At 70.6% G+C, this 20620-nt stretch carries 16 protein-coding genes; 11 read left to right on the top strand and 5 right to left on the bottom strand.

Features of this window, described 5'->3' with window-relative positions:
* The 4 genes from AOJ26_RS10920 to AOJ26_RS10905 all read right to left on the bottom strand — a co-directional run.
* Positions 1-494 (bottom strand): class I SAM-dependent methyltransferase (locus AOJ26_RS10920; protein ID WP_234358526.1); only part of this gene is annotated, 494 nt, incomplete at its 3' end.
* Between the two features lie 137 nt (positions 495-631).
* Complete coding sequence (locus AOJ26_RS10915) at positions 632-3100, bottom strand: SpoIIE family protein phosphatase (protein WP_053848028.1); 2469 nt, start codon at positions 3098-3100, stop codon at positions 632-634.
* Positions 3101-3232: 132 nt separating this feature from the next.
* Positions 3233-5593, bottom strand: a complete 2361-nt coding sequence (locus AOJ26_RS10910; protein WP_053848027.1) for an MFS transporter — start codon at positions 5591-5593, stop codon at positions 3233-3235.
* Positions 5594-5741: 148 nt separating this feature from the next.
* Positions 5742-6185 carry an SRPBCC family protein gene (locus AOJ26_RS10905; protein ID WP_053848026.1) on the bottom strand — a complete coding sequence of 148 codons (444 nt, stop codon included), beginning with the start codon at positions 6183-6185 and terminating at the stop codon, positions 5742-5744.
* Positions 6186-6319: 134 nt separating this feature from the next.
* Here AOJ26_RS10905 and AOJ26_RS10900 point away from each other — a divergent pair, with 134 nt between their 5' ends.
* From AOJ26_RS10900 to AOJ26_RS10885, 4 genes are all read left to right on the top strand, one after another.
* Positions 6320-7357: an Rv2578c family radical SAM protein gene (locus AOJ26_RS10900; RefSeq protein WP_053848025.1), complete on the top strand. Its 1038-nt coding sequence runs from the start codon at positions 6320-6322 to the stop codon at positions 7355-7357.
* 134 nt (positions 7358-7491) lie between these two features.
* The gene (locus tag AOJ26_RS10895) at positions 7492-9069 is read left to right on the top strand and encodes an alpha/beta hydrolase (RefSeq protein ID WP_053848024.1); all 1578 of its coding nucleotides are present in this window, start codon (positions 7492-7494) and stop codon (positions 9067-9069) included.
* 57 nt (positions 9070-9126) lie between these two features.
* Positions 9127-9525 carry a RidA family protein gene (locus AOJ26_RS10890; protein WP_053848023.1) on the top strand — a complete coding sequence of 133 codons (399 nt, stop codon included), beginning with the start codon at positions 9127-9129 and terminating at the stop codon, positions 9523-9525.
* A gap of 41 nt (positions 9526-9566) precedes the next feature.
* A complete protein-coding gene (locus tag AOJ26_RS10885; RefSeq protein ID WP_053848022.1) occupies positions 9567-10097 on the top strand; it encodes a GNAT family N-acetyltransferase in 531 nt (176 codons plus the stop codon).
* 4 nt (positions 10098-10101) lie between these two features.
* On the opposite strand, the gene AOJ26_RS10880 is transcribed toward AOJ26_RS10885, so the two are convergent.
* A complete protein-coding gene (locus AOJ26_RS10880) occupies positions 10102-10677 on the bottom strand; it encodes an adenylosuccinate lyase (RefSeq protein ID WP_053848021.1) in 576 nt (191 codons plus the stop codon).
* 375 nt (positions 10678-11052) lie between these two features.
* Here AOJ26_RS10880 and AOJ26_RS10875 point away from each other — a divergent pair, with 375 nt between their 5' ends.
* The 7 genes from AOJ26_RS10875 (at position 11053) to AOJ26_RS10845 (ending at position 20470) form a co-directional block, all read left to right on the top strand.
* Positions 11053-12858: a 3-hydroxyacyl-CoA dehydrogenase family protein gene (locus tag AOJ26_RS10875; protein WP_053848020.1), complete on the top strand. Its 1806-nt coding sequence runs from the start codon at positions 11053-11055 to the stop codon at positions 12856-12858.
* Positions 12859-13018: 160 nt separating this feature from the next.
* Complete coding sequence (locus AOJ26_RS10870) at positions 13019-13834, top strand: TetR family transcriptional regulator (RefSeq protein WP_053848030.1); 816 nt, start codon at positions 13019-13021, stop codon at positions 13832-13834.
* A 558-nt stretch (positions 13835-14392) separates the two neighbouring features.
* Positions 14393-15736: a crotonyl-CoA carboxylase/reductase gene (ccrA, locus tag AOJ26_RS10865; RefSeq protein ID WP_053848019.1), complete on the top strand. Its 1344-nt coding sequence runs from the start codon at positions 14393-14395 to the stop codon at positions 15734-15736.
* An 18-nt stretch (positions 15737-15754) separates the two neighbouring features.
* Positions 15755-17782, top strand: a complete 2028-nt coding sequence (locus tag AOJ26_RS10860; protein WP_053848018.1) for a protein meaA — start codon at positions 15755-15757, stop codon at positions 17780-17782.
* Positions 17779-18738: an HpcH/HpaI aldolase/citrate lyase family protein gene (locus tag AOJ26_RS10855; protein WP_031475710.1), complete on the top strand. Its 960-nt coding sequence runs from the start codon at positions 17779-17781 to the stop codon at positions 18736-18738. The genes AOJ26_RS10860 and AOJ26_RS10855 overlap by 4 nt, the downstream gene beginning before the upstream one ends.
* A gap of 5 nt (positions 18739-18743) precedes the next feature.
* Positions 18744-19250, top strand: coding sequence for a MaoC family dehydratase (locus AOJ26_RS10850; protein WP_053848017.1), 507 nt, complete (start codon positions 18744-18746; stop codon positions 19248-19250).
* Positions 19251-19255: 5 nt separating this feature from the next.
* Complete coding sequence (locus AOJ26_RS10845) at positions 19256-20470, top strand: acyl-CoA dehydrogenase family protein (RefSeq protein WP_053848016.1); 1215 nt, start codon at positions 19256-19258, stop codon at positions 20468-20470.
* Positions 20471-20620: the final 150 nt, after the last annotated feature.

Here is a 20620-nt window from a genome sequence, read left to right as displayed (position 1 = left end):
CCAGGACACCAACGTCTACATGCGGGGTGTGCTGCACCAGGCCGCGCCCGCGGACCGGCAGCGTGGTCGATCCCGTCGACCAACTGCTGCCGGTCCTCGGGCGCGGCCTGGTGCAGCACACCCCGCATGTAGACGTTGGTGTCCCCGAGTTCGGCGTGCAGGTTCTGCGGTTCGCTCTTGTCGGAGGCGTCCATCAGCCGGTACGTCACCTGGCCGTCGGGATCGGCGTCGCGGGCACGGTCGAGGGCGGCTGCGGACAGGTCGACGCCGACGACCTGCGTGAAGTGGGCGGCGAGGAAACGGCTCTGGGTGCCGTTGCCGCAGCCCAGGTCCACGAGGGGCAGCCCCGGATCGACCAGGAGCGGCTCGAAGTGGGCGAGGTGGACTCCGGCGGTCAACACCGGCTCCGCGTCCCAGAACACGGCCCCCTGCCGCCCCGGGGCCTCCCGCCAAAAGCCCTCCCAGGACTCCCGGTACCGACCAGTCACGCTCATGCCCAACTCCCCAGGATGCGCCACAACCCGCCACACTGGCGGGCCAGTACGGTGTATCGCGCCGGGGTCACGCGGACAAGCGCACGGCGCGTTCCTTCACCGCCCGTTCGACAGACACGCGCCCCGCGAGGGACCGCTCAGCGACGCGGCAGCGTCAGCTCGAACCACACGGTCTTGCCGGCCTTCGTCCGGCTCGCGCCCCACTCCCGGGCCAGCGTGCTGACCACCCTGAGCCCCCGCCCCTGCTCGTCGGTGGGCCCCGCGCTCAGCAGGTTCGGCAGATCATGGTCGTCGTCGTCCACCTCGCACAGCAGCGTGTCCTCCCGCACCAGCCGCAGCTCGACGGGCCTGCTGTGCGAGTGCCGTACGGCGTTGGTGACGAGTTCGCTCACCATGAGCTCCGCGCCGTCGGCCAGGCGCGCCAGTCCCCAGTCGTGCAACTGCTCGCGCACCACCGCCCGGGCCCGCCCCACCTCGGCAGGGTCGAGGGAGAGCCGCCACTCGGCCACGTCGTCCGGTTCGATGCCGTTGAGACGGGCCATGAGCAGCGCCACGTCGTCCTTGCGCCCGCCGCGCGGGTTGAGCGCGCGGATGATCGCGTCGCAGGCGTCGTCCATGGACGCGGCCGGGTGCGCGGCGGACTCGGTGAGCGTCGCCAGACCCACCCCGATGTCCTCGCCCCGCACCTCCACCAGTCCGTCGGTGCACATCAGCAGCCGGTCGCCGGGCTCCACGCGGACGCGTACCGCCTCGAAGGGCACCCCGCCGACGCCGATGGGCGCGCCGGTGGGCAGGTCGAGCAGCTCGCTGCGGCCGTCCGCGGCCCGCACGATCACCGGCGGGATGTGCCCCGCGTTGGCGAGGTGCAGTTCGCTCGCGATCGGGTCGTAGACGGCGTAGAGACAGGTCGCCAGGTAGGTGTCGCCGAGCCGCTGGGCGAGGTCGTCGAGGTTGCGCAGCAGTTGGGCCGGCGGCAGGTCGAGCGCGGCCATGGTCTGTACGGCTGTCCGCAACTGGCCCATCATGGCGGCCGAGTTGAGCCCGTGGCCCATGACGTCCCCGACGACCAGGGCGGTGCGCGCGCCGGGCAGCTTCACGGAGTCGAACCAGTCGCCGCCGACGCGTCCGAGGAGGGTGCCCGGCAGATAGCGGGTGGCGATGTCGCAGCCCGCCATCCGCGCCGGGATGTGCGGCAGCATGCTGTCCTGGAGGGTCTCGGCGACGGACTCCTGGAAGGTGTACATGCGCGCGTTGTCCAGCACGAGGCCCGCGCGGGCGGCGAGTTCGGCGCCGGTGACCCGGTCCATGTCGTTGAACTCGGCGCGCTCGGGGTGCCGGAGCAGGATCATGAACCCGAGGACCACATTGCGGGCCTTGAGCGGTACGACGAGCATGGAGCGGCCGGTGATCAGCGGCCGGATGTCCCGCTTCTCGAACTGTGAGGCGATCGCGTGCCCCATCTGTTCGCTGATGCGCGGCACGAGGACCGGCTCGCCGCTGGTCATGCACTGGAAGAACGGGGTGTGCGCGGGGAACGGCATGGCCTCGCCGACCGGCACCACGTCGTCCCAGCGGCCCGGTTCGTCGGTGTGCTCCAGGGCCACCCGGTGCCACATGGTGGTGGTGTCGGGCACCCCGTCGGGGAACCCCTCGCCGGCGACGACCTGTTCGCGCAGATAGGTGCCGGCGACATCGGTGAAGCGGGGCACGACGGCTTTGCTGACCTCGACGATGGTCCGCGACAGGTCGAGGGAGGTGCCGATCTTCCCGCTGACCTCGTTGAGGAACTCCAGGCGCTCGCGCACGGCGACGTACTCGAGGTCCTCGCCCTCGTCCGGCTCGTCCTGCGGCACCGGCAGACCGGCCGCGACCGCCCGGGCCGCCCGCTCCCGGCGGGCCCTGCGCTCGGCGCGCCGGGGCACACCCCAGTCGGGGGTGACGGGCACCCGGTCGTTCTGGCTGAACTCCAGGACCGGATAGCCCAGTTCGAGGATCTGCGCGACGATGCGGGCGCTTTCGCCGACGCTCATGCTGGGCAGGATCTCGGGGAGCCTGCGGGCGAGTTCGTCGGCGCCCGGGAAGTCGGTGTGCAGGGCGAAGGCGGGTGCGATCCGCTCGACGGCCGCACCGCCCCCGTCCAGGTCGGGATCGCGGTGGAGCCCGGCCGCGTCGGCGGCCAGCACCAGCAGGCGCTCCCGGCCGGGGCCCACCAGCGGGTAGGCCCACCACAGGACGTCGACGCGGTCCGCGCCGGGCACGGTGAGGCGGGCACGGCCCGCGGCGGGGTAGGACAGCCCGCCGTCGAGGGAGGACTCCAGGTCGGGTCCCAGTCCGTCGTAGGCCGCGTGGACACCGTGGGGCGGGGTGCTCGGCTCGTCGGGGAGGGCTCCGGAGACGGGCAGCAGGTCGGCGGCGGGACGGCCGATGGCCTCCTCCTTGCCGGCGCCGAACAGCCTGCTCGCGCCCCGGCTCCAGTGGGAGACCAGGCCGTCGCGGTCCACGACCACCACGGCCAGCGGGACCCGGCCGGCCGCGGCGGGTCCGTCCGCCGCGCCGTTCCCGGCTCCGCGGCTGGGAGGTGCGCCCCTCTCGGTGCCACGGTCCATGGCCCAGGCCCTCTCTCCGCAAGATCTGTGCCGCCTGCTCCACCGTACGGCGCCGGTCGGTCACGGTGTGCGGCAATGCGGGAATTGGCCCGGACCGGATCACTCCGGCGCGCGCCCCGCGCTGACGCCCCGTCAGTCCTCGTGCCCCAGCCGGAGATCACGCTCCGTGCGGCCGCCCCCGGCCACCCGCAAGGCGGCGGCGACCGGCGGGTATCCGGTGGCGATGACGGTGTACTCGCCGCCGGACAGGTCGACGAAGCGGAAGGTGCCGTCGGGGCCGGTCGTGAGGGTGTCCACGACGTTGCCTGCGACGTCCAGGAGCGTCACGCGCGCGTCCGGCACGGTCCGTCCGCCGCCGGCTCGCACGGTGCCGTGCAGCAGCGCGCCGCCGGCGAGCTCGACGTCCTGGCGGGACTCCCGGGAGGCCCGGACGGTGACGGACAGCGCGGCGGGGCGCAGCGCGGGCGCGCCGGCGGCGAGGGTGTACTCCCCCGCGACCAGTTCGGTGACGGCGTAGGTGCCGTCGGGGCCGCTGCGGGTGGTGGCCACGACCTCGCCGCGCGCGTCGGTGAGGGTGACGACGGCGTCCGGTACGGGTGTGCCGTCGGAGAGCACGCGGCCGGTGAGGCGTCCGGCGCCACCGAGGACGACGTCCAGTTCGACGGGATGGTCGCCGGCCGTCACGGACACGGCCTGCGGCTGGTGCCCGCTCGCGGCGGCGATGAGGACGTACGACCCCGGTCCGGGCGCCGACAGCGCGAACCGTCCGTCCTCGCCGCCGGCCCCGCGCCCGGTCTGCGCTCCGGCCGCGTCGATGAGGGTGAGCGCGGCCCGGGGCACCGCGCTCCCGTCGGGGTGCCGCACGGTGCCGCACACGGGGACCGCGGCGGTGTGGTGCGGCGCGCGGGCCGCGGGGACGGTGGCGGTCTCGGTCTCCGGGTCGGCGGCGTGGGGGGACACCAGCGGTTTCTCCTTGAGGAAGAGGGCGAGGAGCAGGCCGAGGACGAGCACGGGCACGAGGTAGAAGAAGATCCTCGGCATGGCGTCGGCGTAGGCCCGGACATAGCCGTCGCGCAGCGCCGGGGGCAGGGCGTGGACGAGCTGCGGGGTGAGGGACTCGGGGTCGGGCAGCCCTTGGGCGCCGGGGAGCCGCTGTCGCAGCGAGTCCGCGAGGCGGTCGGCGAAGAGGGTGCCGAAGACCGCCGCTCCGACGCTGCCGCCGATCTGCCGGAAGTAGTTGTTGGCGCTGGTGGCGGTGCCGAGGTCGGCGGGGCGCACCGAGTTCTGCACGGCGAGGACCAGCACCGGCATCACCATGCCGATCCCGGCGCCGAGGACTGCCATCCAGACGCTGTAGTGCAGCCGGGGGGTGTCGGCCTCCAGCCGGGACAGCAGCCACATCCCGACGGCGGAGAGGGCGCTGCCGAGGATCGGCCAGATCCGGTAGTGCCCGGTGTGGCTGATGAGCTGCCCGGCGACCACGGAGGCGCCGACGATGCCGGCCATCATGGGCAGCATCAGCAGTCCGGACTCGGTGGCGCTGGCCCCGTCGACCATCTGGAGGAAGGTCGGCAGATAGCTGGCGGCCCCGAAGAGCGCGACCCCGATCACCAGGCCCACCAGACCGGTGATGTTGAAGACGGAGTCCCTGAACAGCCTGAGCGGGATGAGGGGTTCGGCGGCGAAGCGCTCGGCGACCAGGAAGAGGATGCCGGCGGCCACCGCTCCGGCCCCGAGGCCGAGGATGGCCCGCGAGTCCCAGGCGTACTCGCTGCCGCCCCAACTGGTCAGCAGGACCAGGCAGGTGGAGGCCGCGGCGAGCAGCAGGGCGCCGAGGACGTCGAAGCGGGGCCTGACCCGCGGCCGGGGAAGCTTCAGCACGGCGGTGACGACGGCCAGGGTCAGCAGCCCGAAGGGCACGTTGACGTAGAAGCACCACCGCCAGGAGAGGTGGTCGGTGAACCAGCCGCCGAGCAGCGGGCCGGCGACGGAGGCGAGTCCGAAGGCGGCGCCGATCAGGCCCATGAAGCGGCCGCGCCGCCGGGGCGGCACGATGTCGGCGATGATCGCCTGCACACCGATCATGAGGCCGCCGGCGCCGACGCCCTGCACCGCGCGGAAGGCGATCAACTGGTCCATGGTCGCGGCCCGTCCGGCGAGCGCGGAGCCGGCCACGAAGACGACGATCGCGAACTGGAAGACGCCCTTGCGGCCGAGCAGGTCGCCGAGCTTGCCGTAGACCGGCAGTCCGATCGTGGCGGTGAGCAGGTAGGCGGTGATCGCCCAGGACATCCGGTCCAGGCCGTGCAGCTCACCGACGATCCTCGGCAGCGCGGTGGCGACGATCATCTGCTCCAGCGCGGCGAGGAGCAGCGCGAGCATCAGCCCGAAGAAGACCAACCGCACCCGGCGCGGGGTGAGTTCGACGGCGGGGGCGGGGATCTCCGGTGGCGCTCCGACCCGTTCCTCGTGCGTCGCAGTCGTCACGCTCACGTGCCGCTCCCCTCGTCGCGCCTGCCCCGCATTTCCCGCATGAGGCGACAACTACGGACAAGCGCGACGAGTTACGGCATCCCGGCGGGCCGTCGGGAGATCCACTCGATCCGGTGACCGGGGGCAACGGCCGCCGGGTGCCGGGGACTTACTTCTCGACCTCGGCGGCGAGCCGGTCGAGGAGGGAGTCGTAGATCCGGCCGAGGCCCTTGGGGGCGAAGGTCTTCTCGAAGAAGCCGCCGATGCCGCCGGCGCCCTGCCAGACGGTGGTCACGACGATGCGGGACTTGCCCTCGCCGGCCGGGGTGACCCGCCAGGTGGTGACCATGGAGGAGTTGCGGTCCTTCTCGACGAGCTCGCCGTCGGTGGGCTCGGTGACCTCCAGGAGGCAGTCGCGGATCCGCTTGCTGGTGGCCTGGAGCTTCCAGTGGACGAGGGTGCCCTCGCCGTCGCCGCCCTCGCGCACCTCGTACTCGCTGAACTGCTCGGGCAGCACCCGCGAGCGTGTGCCGCTGTAGTCGGCGACGGCGTCGAACACCTTCTCCGCGTCCGCCGCGACGATCCGCTCCGTAGTGGCCTCGACCTGCGCCATCGACTTCCTCCAGGACTTCAAGTTCTCGGGCTTGGAGCAAGCCAACCACCCCCGGCCACGGCCGCCCAAATCGGGGTTGCGCTGGAATTCGAACAAGTGTTTCACTCGAAGGGCAGTGCTACCGAGGAGGCCTCATGCGCTGGGAGAACCTCACCGAGTCCACGGAACACGGACGGGCCGACGCCGCTCTCTTCGGCGCCGACGCGGTGGTCAGCCGTACGTTCGACACGCCCGAGTTCGCCGGGATCACGTTCCACGAGATCCGGGCCCGCTCGATCATCAACCGGGTGCCGGGCGCCTCCCGCATGCCCTTCGAGTGGACCGTCAACCCCTACCGAGGGTGCACGCACGCGTGCGTGTACTGCTTCGCCCGCAAGACCCACAGCTATCTCGACCTGGACACCGGTCTCGGCTTCGACTCCCAGATCGTGGTCAAGGTGAACGCACCCGAGCTGCTGCGCCGCCAGCTCGGCTCGCACCGCTGGACCGGCGACCACATAGCGATGGGCACCAACGTCGACTGCTACCAGCGCGCGGAGGGCCGCTACCGGCTGATGCCGGGCATCATCGCCGCCCTGCGCGACCACGCGAACCCCTTCTCGATCCTGACCAAGGGCACGCTGATCCTGCGCGACCTCGACCTGCTCCGGCAGGCCGCCGCGGTGACGGACATCGGCATCTCCGTCTCGGTCGGCTTCACCGACCCGGACCTGTGGCGCACCGTGGAGCCGGGCACCCCCGCCCCGGAGCGGCGCCTGGACGTCGTACGGACGCTGGGCGAGCACGGCATCGGGTGCGGGGTGCTGATGGCACCGGTGATCCCCTTCCTGAGCGACAGCCCCGCGCAGCTGCGGGCGACCGTGCGCGCGATCGCCGCCGCCGGGGCCACCTCGGTCACCCCGCTGGTGCTGCACCTGCGGCCGGGCGCCCGCGAGTGGTTCATGGCCTGGCTGAACCGGGAGCACCCGTATCTGGTACGCCGTTACGAGCGGCTCTACGCGGACGGCGCCTACGCCCCGAAGTGGTACCAGCGCCGGATCACCCGTCAGGTCCATGAGCTGGCACAGGAGTACGGCATCGGTCCCGCGGGCGCGGGGATGCCCCGGCGGATCCGGGAGCCGGAGCCCGAGGTCGCGCCGGTGTCCGAGCCGGTACAACTCACGTTGATCTGAGAGCGTTCGAGCGCATCGGACTGACCAATCGGGTCAAGTTCTGTCAGAACACGTTCTTCCGGGCGTACTTTCCGGGACGATGCCGCGTGGACCGTGAGCCCCGCGGTCCGCCACCTCCGTCCTGGGAGGACCCCATGAGAAAACGCGCAGCCGTGCTGTGCGGTGCCGCGGTCGTCGTGGCAGGGACCTTCACCGCCGTCCCCGCCGACGCCAGCGCCCCGCAGTCCGTACCCACCGCATCCGCCGCCCGACTCACCTGGAAGAAGTGCGGCACCGCCGACCACCCGACGCTCCAGTGCGCATCCCTCAAGGTGCCGCTCGACCACGCGAACCCGCGCGGGCGGCAGATCACCCTCGCGCTGTCCCGGGTCCCGCACACCGCCAAGAAGTACCAGGGCCCGCTGCTGGTCAACCCCGGCGGCCCCGGCGGCAGCGGTCTCACCTTCGCCGGATTCATCGCCTCCGGCCTGCCCAAGGCCGTCGCGGCCCAGTACGACGTCATCGGCTTCGACCCGCGCGGGGTGGGCGCGAGCAAGCCCGCCCTCGACTGCAAGCCGGGCCACTTCCGCCCGGTGCGCCCGGACTCCGTGCCGAGCACGGCCGCGATCGAGCGGGCCAACCTCCAGCGCGCCAGGTCCTTCGCCGCCGCCTGCGGCCGCAAGTACGCCGACGTGCTGCCGTACATCGACACCGTCAGCGCGGTGCGCGACATGGACGCGATCCGCCGGGCCCTCGGCGCGCGGCGGATCAACTACTTCGGCTACTCGTACGGCACCTACCTGGGCGCGGTCTACGCGAAGCTCTTCCCGCACCAGGTGCGCCGCCTGGTCCTGGACTCGATCGTGGACCCGACCGGCGTCTGGTACGACGACAACCTCGCCCAGGACCACGCCTTCAACGACCGGCACCGGGCCCTGATGGCCTGGATCGCCAAGTACGACTCGACGTACCGGCTCGGCACCGACCCGGAGAGGATCGAGGCCAAGTGGTACGCGATGCGCGCGGCCCTCGCCAAGAAGCCCGCGGAGGGCAAGGTCGGCGCCTCGGAGCTGGAGGACACCTTCATCCCGGGCGGCTACTACAACGGCTACTGGCCCTACCTGGCCGAGGCGTTCGCGGCGTACGTGAACAAGAAGAACGCCGACCCGCTCGTCGAGGCGTACGAGAACTTCGGTGCCGTCGACGCGTCCGGGGACAACGGCTACAGCGTCTACACCTCCGTGCAGTGCCGTGACGCCTCCTGGCCGCGCGACTGGCGCCAGTGGCGGAAGGACAACTGGGACGTGTACGAGCAGGCGCCGTTCATGACCTGGAACAACGCCTGGTACAACGCGCCCTGCGCGTTCTGGCCCACCACGTCGCTCACGCCGGTGAACGTCGCCAACGGCAAGCTGCCGCCGGCGCTGCTCTTCCAGGCGACGAACGACGCGGCCACCCCGTACCAGGGCGGTGTCACGGTCCACCGGCTGCTGGCGGACTCCGCTCTGGTGGTCGAGCAGGGCGGCGGGAACCACGGCATCACGCTGAGCGGGAACACGTGCCTGGACAAGCACCTGGCCGCGTACCTGACCGACGGCACGGTGCCGCGCGGCGGCGGCGAGGCCGACGCGGTGTGCAAGGCGCTGCCCGACCCGAAGCCGCTGGCCTCCAAGGCGGCGTCGACGTCCTCGCGCGGCGCGGCCCTGCACGGACTGCTCGGCGTCCGCGGTTGAGCGCCTGACGCTCCGTCGGGGACGGGCGTTGTCAGTGCCGTGGTCCACCATGGACGCATGAGTGAGCTGACCAGGATTCCCGCCCCCGACGGTGTCGCCCCCGCGCCCCAGTACTCCCACGTGGTGCTGGGCCACGGCCGTCTCGTGGCGGTCTCGGGCCAGGTCCCCCTCGACGAGGACAGCGAGCTCGTCGGGGCCGGCGACGCCGCCGCCCAGGCCCGCCAGGTCTTCGAGAACCTCCGCCGCTGCCTGGCGGCCGCCGGAGCGGGCTTCGACCAGGTCGTGAAGCTCACCTACTTCGTGACGGACATGGCCCACATGCCGGCGATCCGCGAGGCGCGAGCCGCGCACCTACCCGACGACCGGCTGCCGGCGGCCTCGGCCGTGCAGGTGGCGGCGCTGGTGCGGCCGGAGTTCCTGATGGAGATCGAGGCGTTCGCGGTGCTGGACCGGTAAATGGCGAGCCGGTGCAGCCGGAGGCTGCCTAGGGTGCCGCCATGGACGACGACCGCCTTCTCATCCGCCCGATGACCCTCGCCGACTGCGACCGCGTGGCCGAGATCCGGGTCCGCGGCTGGCAGAGCGCCTACCGGGGCCTGATCCCGCAGTCGTACCTCGACGCGATGAGCGTGGCCCGGGACGCCGAGCGGCACCGCACCCGCTTCGTCCAGGGGGACGGCAGCGTGGTGAACCTCGTGGCCGAGTGGGACGGCGAGGTCACGGGCTGGGCCTGCCACGGGCCGTACCGGGACGGCGAAGTGCGCACCGCGGACGCCGAGTTGTACGCCGTCTACGTGGACCCGCGGCACTACGGCAGGGGCATCGGACACGCCCTGCTGCTGGAGGCCCTGTGGAACCGCACGGCTCTCGGCCACGACCGCATGTACCTGTGGGTCCTCCGGGACAACAGCCGTGCCCGCCGCTTCTACGAGAGGGCGGGCTTCGCGCCCGATGGCACCGAGGAGCCCTTCGAGGCGGACGGCGTGCCGGTTCCGGAGGTGCGGTACACGCGGGCACTCGGTACCTGACGGCTCACCGCTGCTTCGGGATCCGCGCCAGCGCGTGCACCGCCGCCTCCGCGAGCGCCGGATGTGCGAGGGCCTCGCTCAGCACGGGTCTGGCGCGGGCGTCGGCCAGCGTGCCGAGGCCCTCCACGCAGGCGAGGGCCACCCGCCGGTAGGGGTCGTGCGGGCGCAGCCTGCGTTCCAGCGTGGTGATGAGGGCGGGTACGGACTCGGGGGCGCGCAGCTCGGCCAGCAGCCTGACCGGGTGCAGGGCGTAGGCCACCCGCAGTTCATTGGTGGCGAGGGCGGCGGCCGCGCGGGCCGTGCGCGGATCGTCCAGCCGGGCGAGCGCGTACGCGGCGGCGGCGCAGCGCGGCGGATCGCGGTGGTTGAGCAGCAGGACGAGCGACTCGAAGGCCCGGCGGTCGCCGGCCAGGCCGAGGCGGAACGCGGCCAGTTCGCGGGCCCACAGCGGCTGTCCGGGCTCGGTGAGCACCGCGGCCAGTTCGTCCGGGTCCTCGGTCGCCGTCAGGCGGTCGAAGGCGGCCGACGCTCCCGACTCCCGCCGTAAGCGCTCCGTGAGTGATCGCAACTCTTCGTCCATGAACCCGAGGTTAGGCGGCCCGCCCGGCGTGCGGGACGTACATCACAAATCCGGGGGCTGGCGCGCTCGTTACCCACCGGTTAAGCTCAGACGAGCGAGTTACCCACTCGTGGAACTCCTTGCGGTGGCCTGGTGACGCAGCCGCCCCAAGAGCAGTCGGTTCGGTACCTCGGGTACCACCAGTACGACCCGGTCTGGGACAGGACCGGTCGGTTACACCGTTCTCCGGGCATGTGCCATGCCCGCGACGACGGCCCGGGCGTGTGCGCTCGCAGCCCGGCAACACCCGCATCCAGCAGCTCTCACGCACCCGGTGCGCCTGTCGGCGTACCGGGTCGCGCTCCCAGTCGTCACCCTCATTCCTGGAGTTCCGCGATGGCCACTCCCCTGTCCGACCCCTCTCCGTCCCCGCTCCGGAAGATCGCCGTCGTCGGCCTCGGCACCATGGGCACCGGCATCGCCGAGGTCCTCGCCCGGGCCGGCCGCGAGGTCGTCGGCATCGACATCAGCGAGGCGCAGGCCGCCCAGGCCGTCGCCGTCCTGGAGACCGCGACCGCCCGTGCCGTGGAGCGCGGCCGGCTCACCGAGCAGGAACGCGCGGACGTCCTCGCCCGCGTCCGCACCTCCACCGACCTGCGCGCGGCGGCCGACGCCGACCTCGTCATCGAGGTGGCCCCGGAGTCGTACGAGATCAAGCACCAGATCTTCCGCGAACTCGACGGGATCGTGCGCCCCGGGACGATCCTCGCGACCGGCACCAACGCCCTGTCCGTGACCCGTCTGGCGGCCGACTCGGCGCACCCGGAGCGGGTCCTGGGCCTGCACTTCTTCAACCCGGCACCCGCGATGAAGCTGGTCGAGGTCGTCTCCTCGGTGCTCACCGCCCCGGCTGCCGTCACCGCGGTCACCGACCTCGCCCTCGACCTCGGCAAGGAGCCCGTCGCGGTCGGCGACCGGCCCGGGTTCGTCGCCGACGGGCTGCTGTTCGGCTACCTCAACCAGGCGGCCGCGATGTACGAGGCGAAGTACGCCTCCCGCGAGGACATCGACGCGGCGATGCGGCTCGGCTGCGGCCTGCCCATGGGTCCCCTCGCCCTGCTCGACCTGATCGGCGTCGACACCGCGCGCACGGTCCTGGAGGCCATGTACTCCGAGTCCCACGACCGGCTGCACGCCCCCGCCCCGATCCTCAAGCAGCTCAGCGAGGCGGGTCTGACGGGCCGTAAGTCGGGGCGCGGCTTCTACACCTACGAGGCGCCGGGCAGCGCGACGGTCGTGCCGGACGCGCTGACGCCCTCGGAGAGCTCCGCGCAGGTCCCCGGCCGCGAGGTCCGCTCGGTCGGCGTCGCGGGCTCGGGGACCATGGCGTCCGGTATCGCCGAGGTCTTCGCCAAGGCCGGGTACGAGGTCGTGCTCGCCGCCCGCAGCGAGGAGAAGGCGCAGACGGCGAAGGCCCGTATCGGCAAGTCGCTTTCCCGCTCTGTCGACAAGGGCCGCATGACCGCCGAGGCGGCCGCGCAGACCCTGGACCGGATCACCGCCGCCGGCTCCTACGAGGCGTTCGCGGACGTCGACCTCGCCGTCGAGGCCGTCGCCGAGGACCTGGAGATCAAGCAGCAGCTCTTCCAGGCGCTGGACAAGGTCTGCAAGCCGGGCGCGGTCCTGGCGACCACGACCTCCTCGCTGCCCGTCGTCGCCTGCGCCCGCGCCACCTCGCGTCCGCAGGACGTGATCGGCATGCACTTCTTCAACCCGGCGCCGGCGATGAAGCTGGTCGAGGTCGTCCGCACGGTCCTGACGGCCGAGGACGTGCACGCCACGGTCCGCGAGGTCTGCGGCCGGATCAAGAAGCACGCGGTCGACTGCGGCGACCGCGCGGGCTTCATCGTGAACGCCCTGCTCTTCCCGTACCTCAACAACGCGGTCAAGATGGTGCAGGAGCACTACGCGTCCCTGGACGACATCGACGCGGCGATGAAGCTGGGCGGCGGCTACCCGATGGGCCCCTTCGAGCTCCTCGACGTCGTCGGCCTGGACGTCTCGCTCGCGATCGAGAAGGTCCTGCACCGCGAGTTCCGCGACCCGGGTCTGGCTCCGGCCCCGCTCCTGGAGCACCTGGTGGCCGCGGGCTGCCTCGGCCGCAAGACCGGCCGTGGCTTCCGCGAATATGCCCGCCGCTGACCACGTCGGCGACTGGTTCACCGGCGGCGAGGACTGGGGCGGGCTGCTCGATCCGGGCGGTCCTCCCCCGCCCGCGGGGCCCGGCGGCTCCCCGCGGGTGCGGGGCGGGACAAACCCCGGACACGCGCACCAACCTGCGCACATGCAGTACGTTCGGGTCATGTCCCAGCCCGCCAAGTCGTCCCGTACACCAGCCGCGACCGACGCGCCGGAGAGTGCCGCAGGCAGCCGCGCGGCCGCCCAGCGGCTCAAGATGCGCCGAGAACTGGCCGCCGCCGCGATGGAGTTGTTCTCCACCAAGGGGTACGAGGCGACGACCGTCGACGAGATCGCGGCCGCGGCCGGTGTCGCCCGCCGCACCTTCTTCCGCCACTTCCGCTCCAAGGAAGAGGCGATCTTCCCCGACCACGACGACACCCTGATCCGGGCGGAGGCCGTGCTGAACGCGGCCCCCGCGCACGAGCACCCGCTCGACACGGTGTGCCGCGGGATCAAGGAAGTCATGAAGATGTACGCGGCCCGGCCGGAGATCTCGGTCGCCCGCTACAAGCTGACACGCGAGGTGCCGACGCTGCGCGAGGCGGAGATCGCTTCGGTGGCCCGCTACGAGCGGCTGTTCACGCGGTACCTGCTCGGACACTTCGACGAGCATGCGCACGACGACGACGCGAACGACGATCCGCTGCTGGCGGAGGTCGCCGCGTCGGCCGTGGTCACCGCGCACAACCACGTGCTGCGGCGGTGGCTGCGGGCCGGCGGGCAGGGGGACGTCGAGGCGCAGCTGGACCATGCCTTCGCGATCGTGCGCAAGACCTTCGGGACCGGGATCGGGGCGGGCCGCACCGCGGTCCCCCAGCCCCCGGCCGAGGCGACGGTCTCCGCCCAGGGCGAGGTCCTGGTCGCGGTCGCCCGCACCGACGCCCCGCTGGACGAGGTGATGCGCACCATCGAGCAGGCGCTCAAGGAGCACGCCTGACGCAGGCGTCAAGGGGCCGGTACCGGGAAAACCCGGTACCGGCCCTTTTTCGCGTTCGAAGAAAAGCAACTGGCACACGGACGGTGAGCGGCCCGGCGCCAGGTCTGTGACCGGCCTGGCAACGGGGGCACCCACGTGACCCTCGCCACAGCGTCGGCGCCTCCCGCCAGACGGGCGGCCCACGGAGTTCATGTTCCGTGACTTCGTCGCACAGCCGGAATGACGCAAACGGGACGAACACCCTACTCGCCGGTAGCTTTGATCGATCATCGCTCATCTGTTACGTAAAGATTTCATCTGAGAGCAATCTCTGGCACTCAGTGCCTTGCACGGTGGCACGCGGTGTCTTACGTTGAGGGAAGTCCGGGCGGCCGGCGTGCAGAGACCATGCGCACGCCGGCTGTCCCAGCAACTCATCGAGCTGCCCGCCCGGACGCCTGCGTCACAGGCAACCTCCCGCGCCACAAAGCGCTGCCGAACAGCACCACCGCCGAACCGACGGCACCGACGTAACCCTCAGCGTCTCCCCTCAAGACGCCATTCGCCGGAGGCAACACCGTGACCGTGAAGGACATCCTGGACGCGATCCAGTCGCCGGACTCGACGCCGGCCGACTTCGCCGCCCTGCCGCTCCCCGACTCGTACCGCGCGATCACCGTGCACAAGGACGAGACGGAGATGTTCGCGGGCCTGGAGACCCGCGACAAGGACCCGCGCAAGTCGATCCACCTCGACGAGGTGGCCCTGCCCGAACTGGGCCCGGGTGAGGCGCTCGTCGCCGTCATGGCATCGAGTGTCAACTACAACTCGGTGTGGACCTCCATCTTCGAGCCGCTGTCGACCTTCGGCTTCCTGGAGCGCTACGGCCGCACCAACGAGCTGGCCAAGCGGCACGACCTGCCGTACCACATCATCGGCTCCGACCTCGCGGGCGTGGTCCTGCGCACCGGCCCGGGCGTCAACGCCTGGAAGCCCGGTGACGAGGTCGTCGCGCACTGCCTGAGCGTGGAGCTGGAGTCCTCCGACGGCCACAACGACACCATGCTCGACCCCGAGCAGCGCATCTGGGGCTTCGAGACCAACTTCGGCGGCCTCGCCGAGATCGCGCTGGTCAAGTCGAACCAGCTGATGCCCAAGCCCGACCACCTGTCGTGGGAGGAGGCGGCCGCCCCCGGGCTCGTCAACTCCACCGCCTACCGCCAGCTCGTCTCCCGCAACGGCGCCGGCATGAAGCAGGGCGACAACGTCCTGATCTGGGGCGCGAGCGGCGGACTCGGCTCGTACGCCACGCAGTTCGCGCTCGCCGGCGGCGCCAACCCGATCTGTGTCGTCTCCAGCCCCCAGAAGGCGGACATCTGCCGCTCGATGGGCGCCGAGGCGATCATCGACCGCAACGCCGAGGGCTACAAGTTCTGGAAGGACGAGAACACCCAGGACCCCAGGGAGTGGAAGCGCTTCGGCAAGCGCATCCGCGAGCTCACCGGCGGCGAGGACATCGACATCGTCTTCGAGCACCCCGGCCGCGAGACCTTCGGCGCGAGCGTCTTCGTCACCCGCAAGGGCGGCACCATCACCACCTGCGCCTCGACCTCGGGCTACATGCACGAGTACGACAACCGCTACCTGTGGATGTCGCTGAAGCGGATCATCGGCTCGCACTTCGCCAACTACCGCGAGGCCTGGGAGGCCAACCGCCTCATCGCCAAGGGCAAGATCCACCCGACCCTCTCCAAGGTGTACTCCCTGGAGGAGACCGGGCAGGCCGCCTACGACGTGCACCGCAACCTCCACCAGGGCAAGGTCGGCGTGCTGTGCATGGCCCCCGAGGAGGGGCTGGGCGTGCGCGACGAGGAGAAGCGCGCGCAGCACATCGATGCCATCAACCGCTTCCGGAACATCTGAGGACCGCGGAGGCCATAGATGACAGAGCGTCAGAAGGACCGGCCGTGGCTCATGCGCACGTATGCCGGCCACTCCACGGCCGAGGCGTCCAACGAGCTGTACCGGCGCAACCTCGCCAAGGGCCAGACCGGCCTGTCGGTGGCGTTCGACCTGCCGACGCAGACCGGCTACGACTCCGACCACATCCTCGCCCGCGGCGAGGTGGGCCGGGTCGGCGTGCCGATCGCGCACCTCGGTGACATGCGCCGGCTGTTCCAGGACATCCCCCTGGAGCAGATGAACACCTCGATGACGATCAACGCCACCGCCATGTGGCTGCTGGCGCTCTACCAGGTCGTCGCCGAGGAGCAGGGTGCGGACGTCACCCGGCTCCAGGGCACGACCCAGAACGACATCGTCAAGGAGTACCTGTCCCGGGGGACGCACGTCTTCCCGCCGGGGCCGAGCCTCCGTCTGACGACCGACATGATCGCGTACACGGTCTCCCACATCCCCAAGTGGAACCCGATCAACATCTGCAGCTACCACCTGCAGGAGGCGGGCGCCACGCCGGTCCAGGAGATCGCGTACGCGATGTCGACGGCCATCGCGGTCCTGGACGCCGTCCGGGACTCCGGCCAGGTGCCGCAGGAGCGCATGGGCGACGTCGTGGGCCGGATCTCCTTCTTCGTGAACGCGGGTGTCCGGTTCATCGAGGAGATGTGCAAGATGCGCGCCTTCGGCCGCATCTGGGACCAGGTCACGCGGGAGCGCTACGGCATCGAGGACCCCAAGCACCGCCGCTTCCGGTACGGCGTCCAGGTCAACTCCCTCGGGCTGACCGAGGCGCAGCCGGAGAACAACGTCCAGCGGATCGTGCTGGAGATGCTGGCCGTGACCCTCTCGAAGGACGCACGCGCGCGTGCCGTCCAGCTCCCGGCGTGGAACGAGGCCCTCGGTCTGCCCCGGCCCTGGGACCAGCAGTGGTCGCTGCGGATGCAGCAGGTGCTGGCGTACGAGAGCGACCTGCTGGAGTACGAGGACGTCTTCGAGGGCTCGCACGTCGTCGAGGCGAAGGTCGCGAAGCTGGTCGAGGAGTCCTTCGCGGAGATCGAGCGGATCCAGGAGATGGGCGGCGCGATGGCCGCCGTCGAGTCGGGCTACCTGAAGTCGCAGCTCGTCTCCTCGCACGCCGAGCGCCGGGCCCGGATCGAGTCCGGGCAGGAGAAGATCGTCGGCGTCAACATCTTCGAGACGACCGAGCCCAACCCGCTCACCGCCGACCTGGACACCGCGATCCAGACGGTGGACCCGGCCGTCGAGGCCCGGGTAATAGCGGGGCTCCAGCACTGGCGCGACACCCGCTACCAGCCGCCCTTCAACCACCCGCGCCCCTGCAAGGCGCTGGAGAGGCTGAAGGAGGCCGCCAAGGGCACCGACAACCTCATGGAGGCCACCCTGGAGTGCGCCCGCGCCGGCGTGACGACCGGCGAGTGGGCGGGGGCCCTGCGGGAGGTGTTCGGCGAGTTCCGGGCGCCCACGGGCGTCTCCTCGGCGCCGGTGGCGGTTCCCGCGGAGGAGGGCTCGGCCATGGCCGACGTCCGCCGCCGGGTCGAGGAGACCGCCAAGGACCTCGGGGTCGGCAAGCTGCGCTTCCTGGTCGGCAAGCCGGGCCTGGACGGGCACTCCAACGGGGCCGAGCAGATCGCCGTCCGCGCGCGTGACGCGGGCTTCGAGGTGGTCTACCAGGGCATCCGGCTCACGCCGGAGCAGATCGTGGACGCGGCCCTCGCCGAGGACGTGCACGCGGTCGGCCTGTCCATCCTGTCCGGCTCGCACGCCCAGCTGGTGCCGGACGTCCTCGAACGGCTGCGTGTGGCGGGTGCCACAGATATACCCGTGATCGCCGGTGGCATCATCCCGAATGGTGACGCCGAGCAGCTGCGGGCAGCCGGAGTGGCCGCGGTCTTCACCCCGAAGGACTTCGACATCACCGGAATCATCGGCCGGATCGTCGACGAGATCCGCAACGCGAACAAGCTCGACCCCCTGGAGGTCCCCGCATGACCGTCAACCGTCTCCGTCCGCGGCGCTCCTGCCTGGCGGTACCGGGCTCGAACCCGCGCTTCCTGGAGAAGGCGCAGGGCCTCCCGGCGGACCAGGTCTTCCTCGACCTGGAGGACGCGTGCGCCCCGCTCGCCAAGCCCGAGGCGCGGCACACCATCGTCAAGTTCCTCAACGAGGGCGACTGGACCGGCAAGACGAGGGTCGTGCGGGTCAACGACTGGACGACCGAGTGGACGTACCGCGACGTCGTCACGGTCGTCGAGGGCGCGGGTCAGAACCTCGACTGCATCATGCTGCCGAAGGTGCAGACGGCCGAGCAGATCGTCGCGCTCGACCTGCTGCTGACCCAGATCGAGAAGACGATGGGCTTCGAGGTCGGCAAGATCGGCATCGAGGCGCAGATCGAGAACGCGCAGGGCCTCAACAACGTCAACGAGATCGCGACGGCCTCCCAGCGCGTCGAGACGATCATCTTCGGCCCGGCCGACTTCATGGCGTCGATCAACATGAAGTCGCTGGTCGTGGGCGAGCAGCCGCCCGGCTACCCGGCGGACGCCTACCACTACATCCTGATGAAGATCCTGATGGCCGCCCGCGCCAACAACCTCCAGGCGATCGACGGCCCCTACCTCCAGATCCGCAACATCGACGGCTACCGCGAGGTCGCCCAGCGCGCCGCCGCGCTCGGCTTCGACGGCAAGTGGGTGCTGCACCCGGGCCAGGTGGAGGCGTCCAACGAGATCTTCTCGCCCTCGCAGGAGGACTACGACCACGCCGAGCTGATCCTGGACGCGTACGACTACTACACGTCCGAGGCGGGCGGCAAGAAGGGCTCGGCGATGCTCGGCGACGAGATGATCGACGAGGCCAGCCGCAAGATGGCGCTGGTCATCTCCGGCAAGGGACGCGCGGCCGGCATGCAGCGCACCTCCAAGTTCGAGATCCCGGAGGCCTGAGCACCATGCAGTTCGGACGCACCTACGAGGAGTTCGAGGTCGGGGCGGTCTACAAGCACTGGCCCGGGAAGACGGTCACGGAGTACGACGACCATCTCTTCTGTCTCCTCACCATGAACCACCACCCGCTCCACATGGACGTCAACTACGCCGAGCAGACGACGGACTTCGGCAAGAACGTGGTGGTCGGGAACTACATCTACTCCCTGCTGCTCGGCATGTCGGTGCCGGACGTCTCCGGCAAGGCGATCGCCAACCTGGAGATCGAGTCGCTGAAGCACGTGGCGCCGACCTTCCACGGCGACACGATCTACGGCCAGACGACCGTGCTCGACAAGTGGCCCTCCAAGTCGAAGAACGACCGCGGGATCGTCTACGTCGAGACCAAGGGCTACAAGCAGGACGGCACGCTGGTGTGCGTGTTCCGCCGCAAGGTCATGGTGCCCACCGAGACCTACATCAAGGAGCGCGGCGGCGAGCAGCCCGGCCGCCCGGAACTTCAGGAGGGCTGACCGACATGGCACGCCTCGCCCGGACCCACGGCCTCACGGACGTCCAGCAGGAGATCCTGTCCACCGTCCGGGACTTCGTGGACAAGGAGATCATCCCGGTCGCGACCGAGCTGGAGCACCGCGACGAGTACCCGCAGCAGATCGTCGACGGGCTCAAGGAGTTGGGCCTGTTCGGGCTGATGATCCCCGAGGAGTACGGCGGTCTGGGCGAGTCCCTCCTGACGTACGCGCTGTGCGTCGAGGAGATCGCCCGCGGCTGGATGTCGGTGTCCGGCATCATCAACACCCACTTCATCGTGGCGTACATGCTCAAGCAGCACGGCACGCAGGAGCAGAAGGACCACTTCCTGCCGCGGATGGCGGCCGGCGACGTCCGGGGCGCCTTCTCGATGTCGGAGCCGGGTCTCGGCTCGGACGTGTCCGCCATCACGTCCAAGGCGGTCAAGGACGGTGACGAGTACGTCCTCAACGGCCAGAAGATGTGGCTGACGAACGGCGGAACGTCAACTCTGGTCGCCGTTCTCGTCCGAAGTGACGAAGGACACTCCCCCGAGGAAGCGGCCGCCAAACCGCACAAGTCGATGACGACCTTCCTGATCGAGAAGGAGGCCGGCTTCGGAGAGGTCCGTCCCGGCCTCACCATCCCCGGGAAGATCGACAAAATGGGGTACAAGGGTGTCGACACCACCGAGTTGATCATGGATGGCCTGCGACTTCCGGCCAACCGTGTGCTCGGCGGGGTCACCGGCCGAGGTTTTTACCAAATGATGGACGGGGTGGAAGTCGGGCGCGTCAATGTGGCGGCGCGTGGCTGCGGAGTCGCGCAGCGTGCCTTCGAGCTCGGCGTCCGGTACGCCCAGCAGCGTCACACTTTCGGCAAGCCGATCGCCCAGCACCAGGCGATTCAGTTCAAGCTGGCCGAGATGGCTACCAAGGTCGAGGCGGCGCATGCGATGATGGTCAACGCGGCTCGCAAAAAGGACTCCGGGGAGCGAAACGACCTTGAGGCAGGGATGGCGAAGTACCTCGCCTCCGAATACTGCAAGGAGGTCGTGGAAGACGCCTTCCGGATCCACGGCGGCTACGGCTTCTCCAAGGAGTACGAGATCGAGCGCCTCTACCGTGAGGCTCCGATGCTGCTGATCGGTGAAGGTACCGCCGAGATCCAGAAAATGATCATCGGTCGCAGGCTGCTCGAAGAGTATCGGTTCCAGGGCTAGATGTCCGGTTACGGGGTGTTTTCTTGGAGAAGAAGATCACACCCCGTCAACAGGGTTCAGCCGCCGACTCGGCTTCCTGGCTTGCCCAGTTGTGGCCCGCGCCCGGTACGATCCCGGAAAGCCGCCGTCCCCCGTCTAGTGCGCGGCATC

The sequence above is a fragment of the Streptomyces sp. NRRL B-24085 genome (assembly GCF_001282115.1).
Lineage (GTDB): Bacteria > Actinomycetota > Actinomycetes > Streptomycetales > Streptomycetaceae > Streptomyces.
The sequence above is the reverse complement of the archived record's forward strand: the minus strand, read 5'-3'. Positions and strand labels throughout refer to the sequence as shown.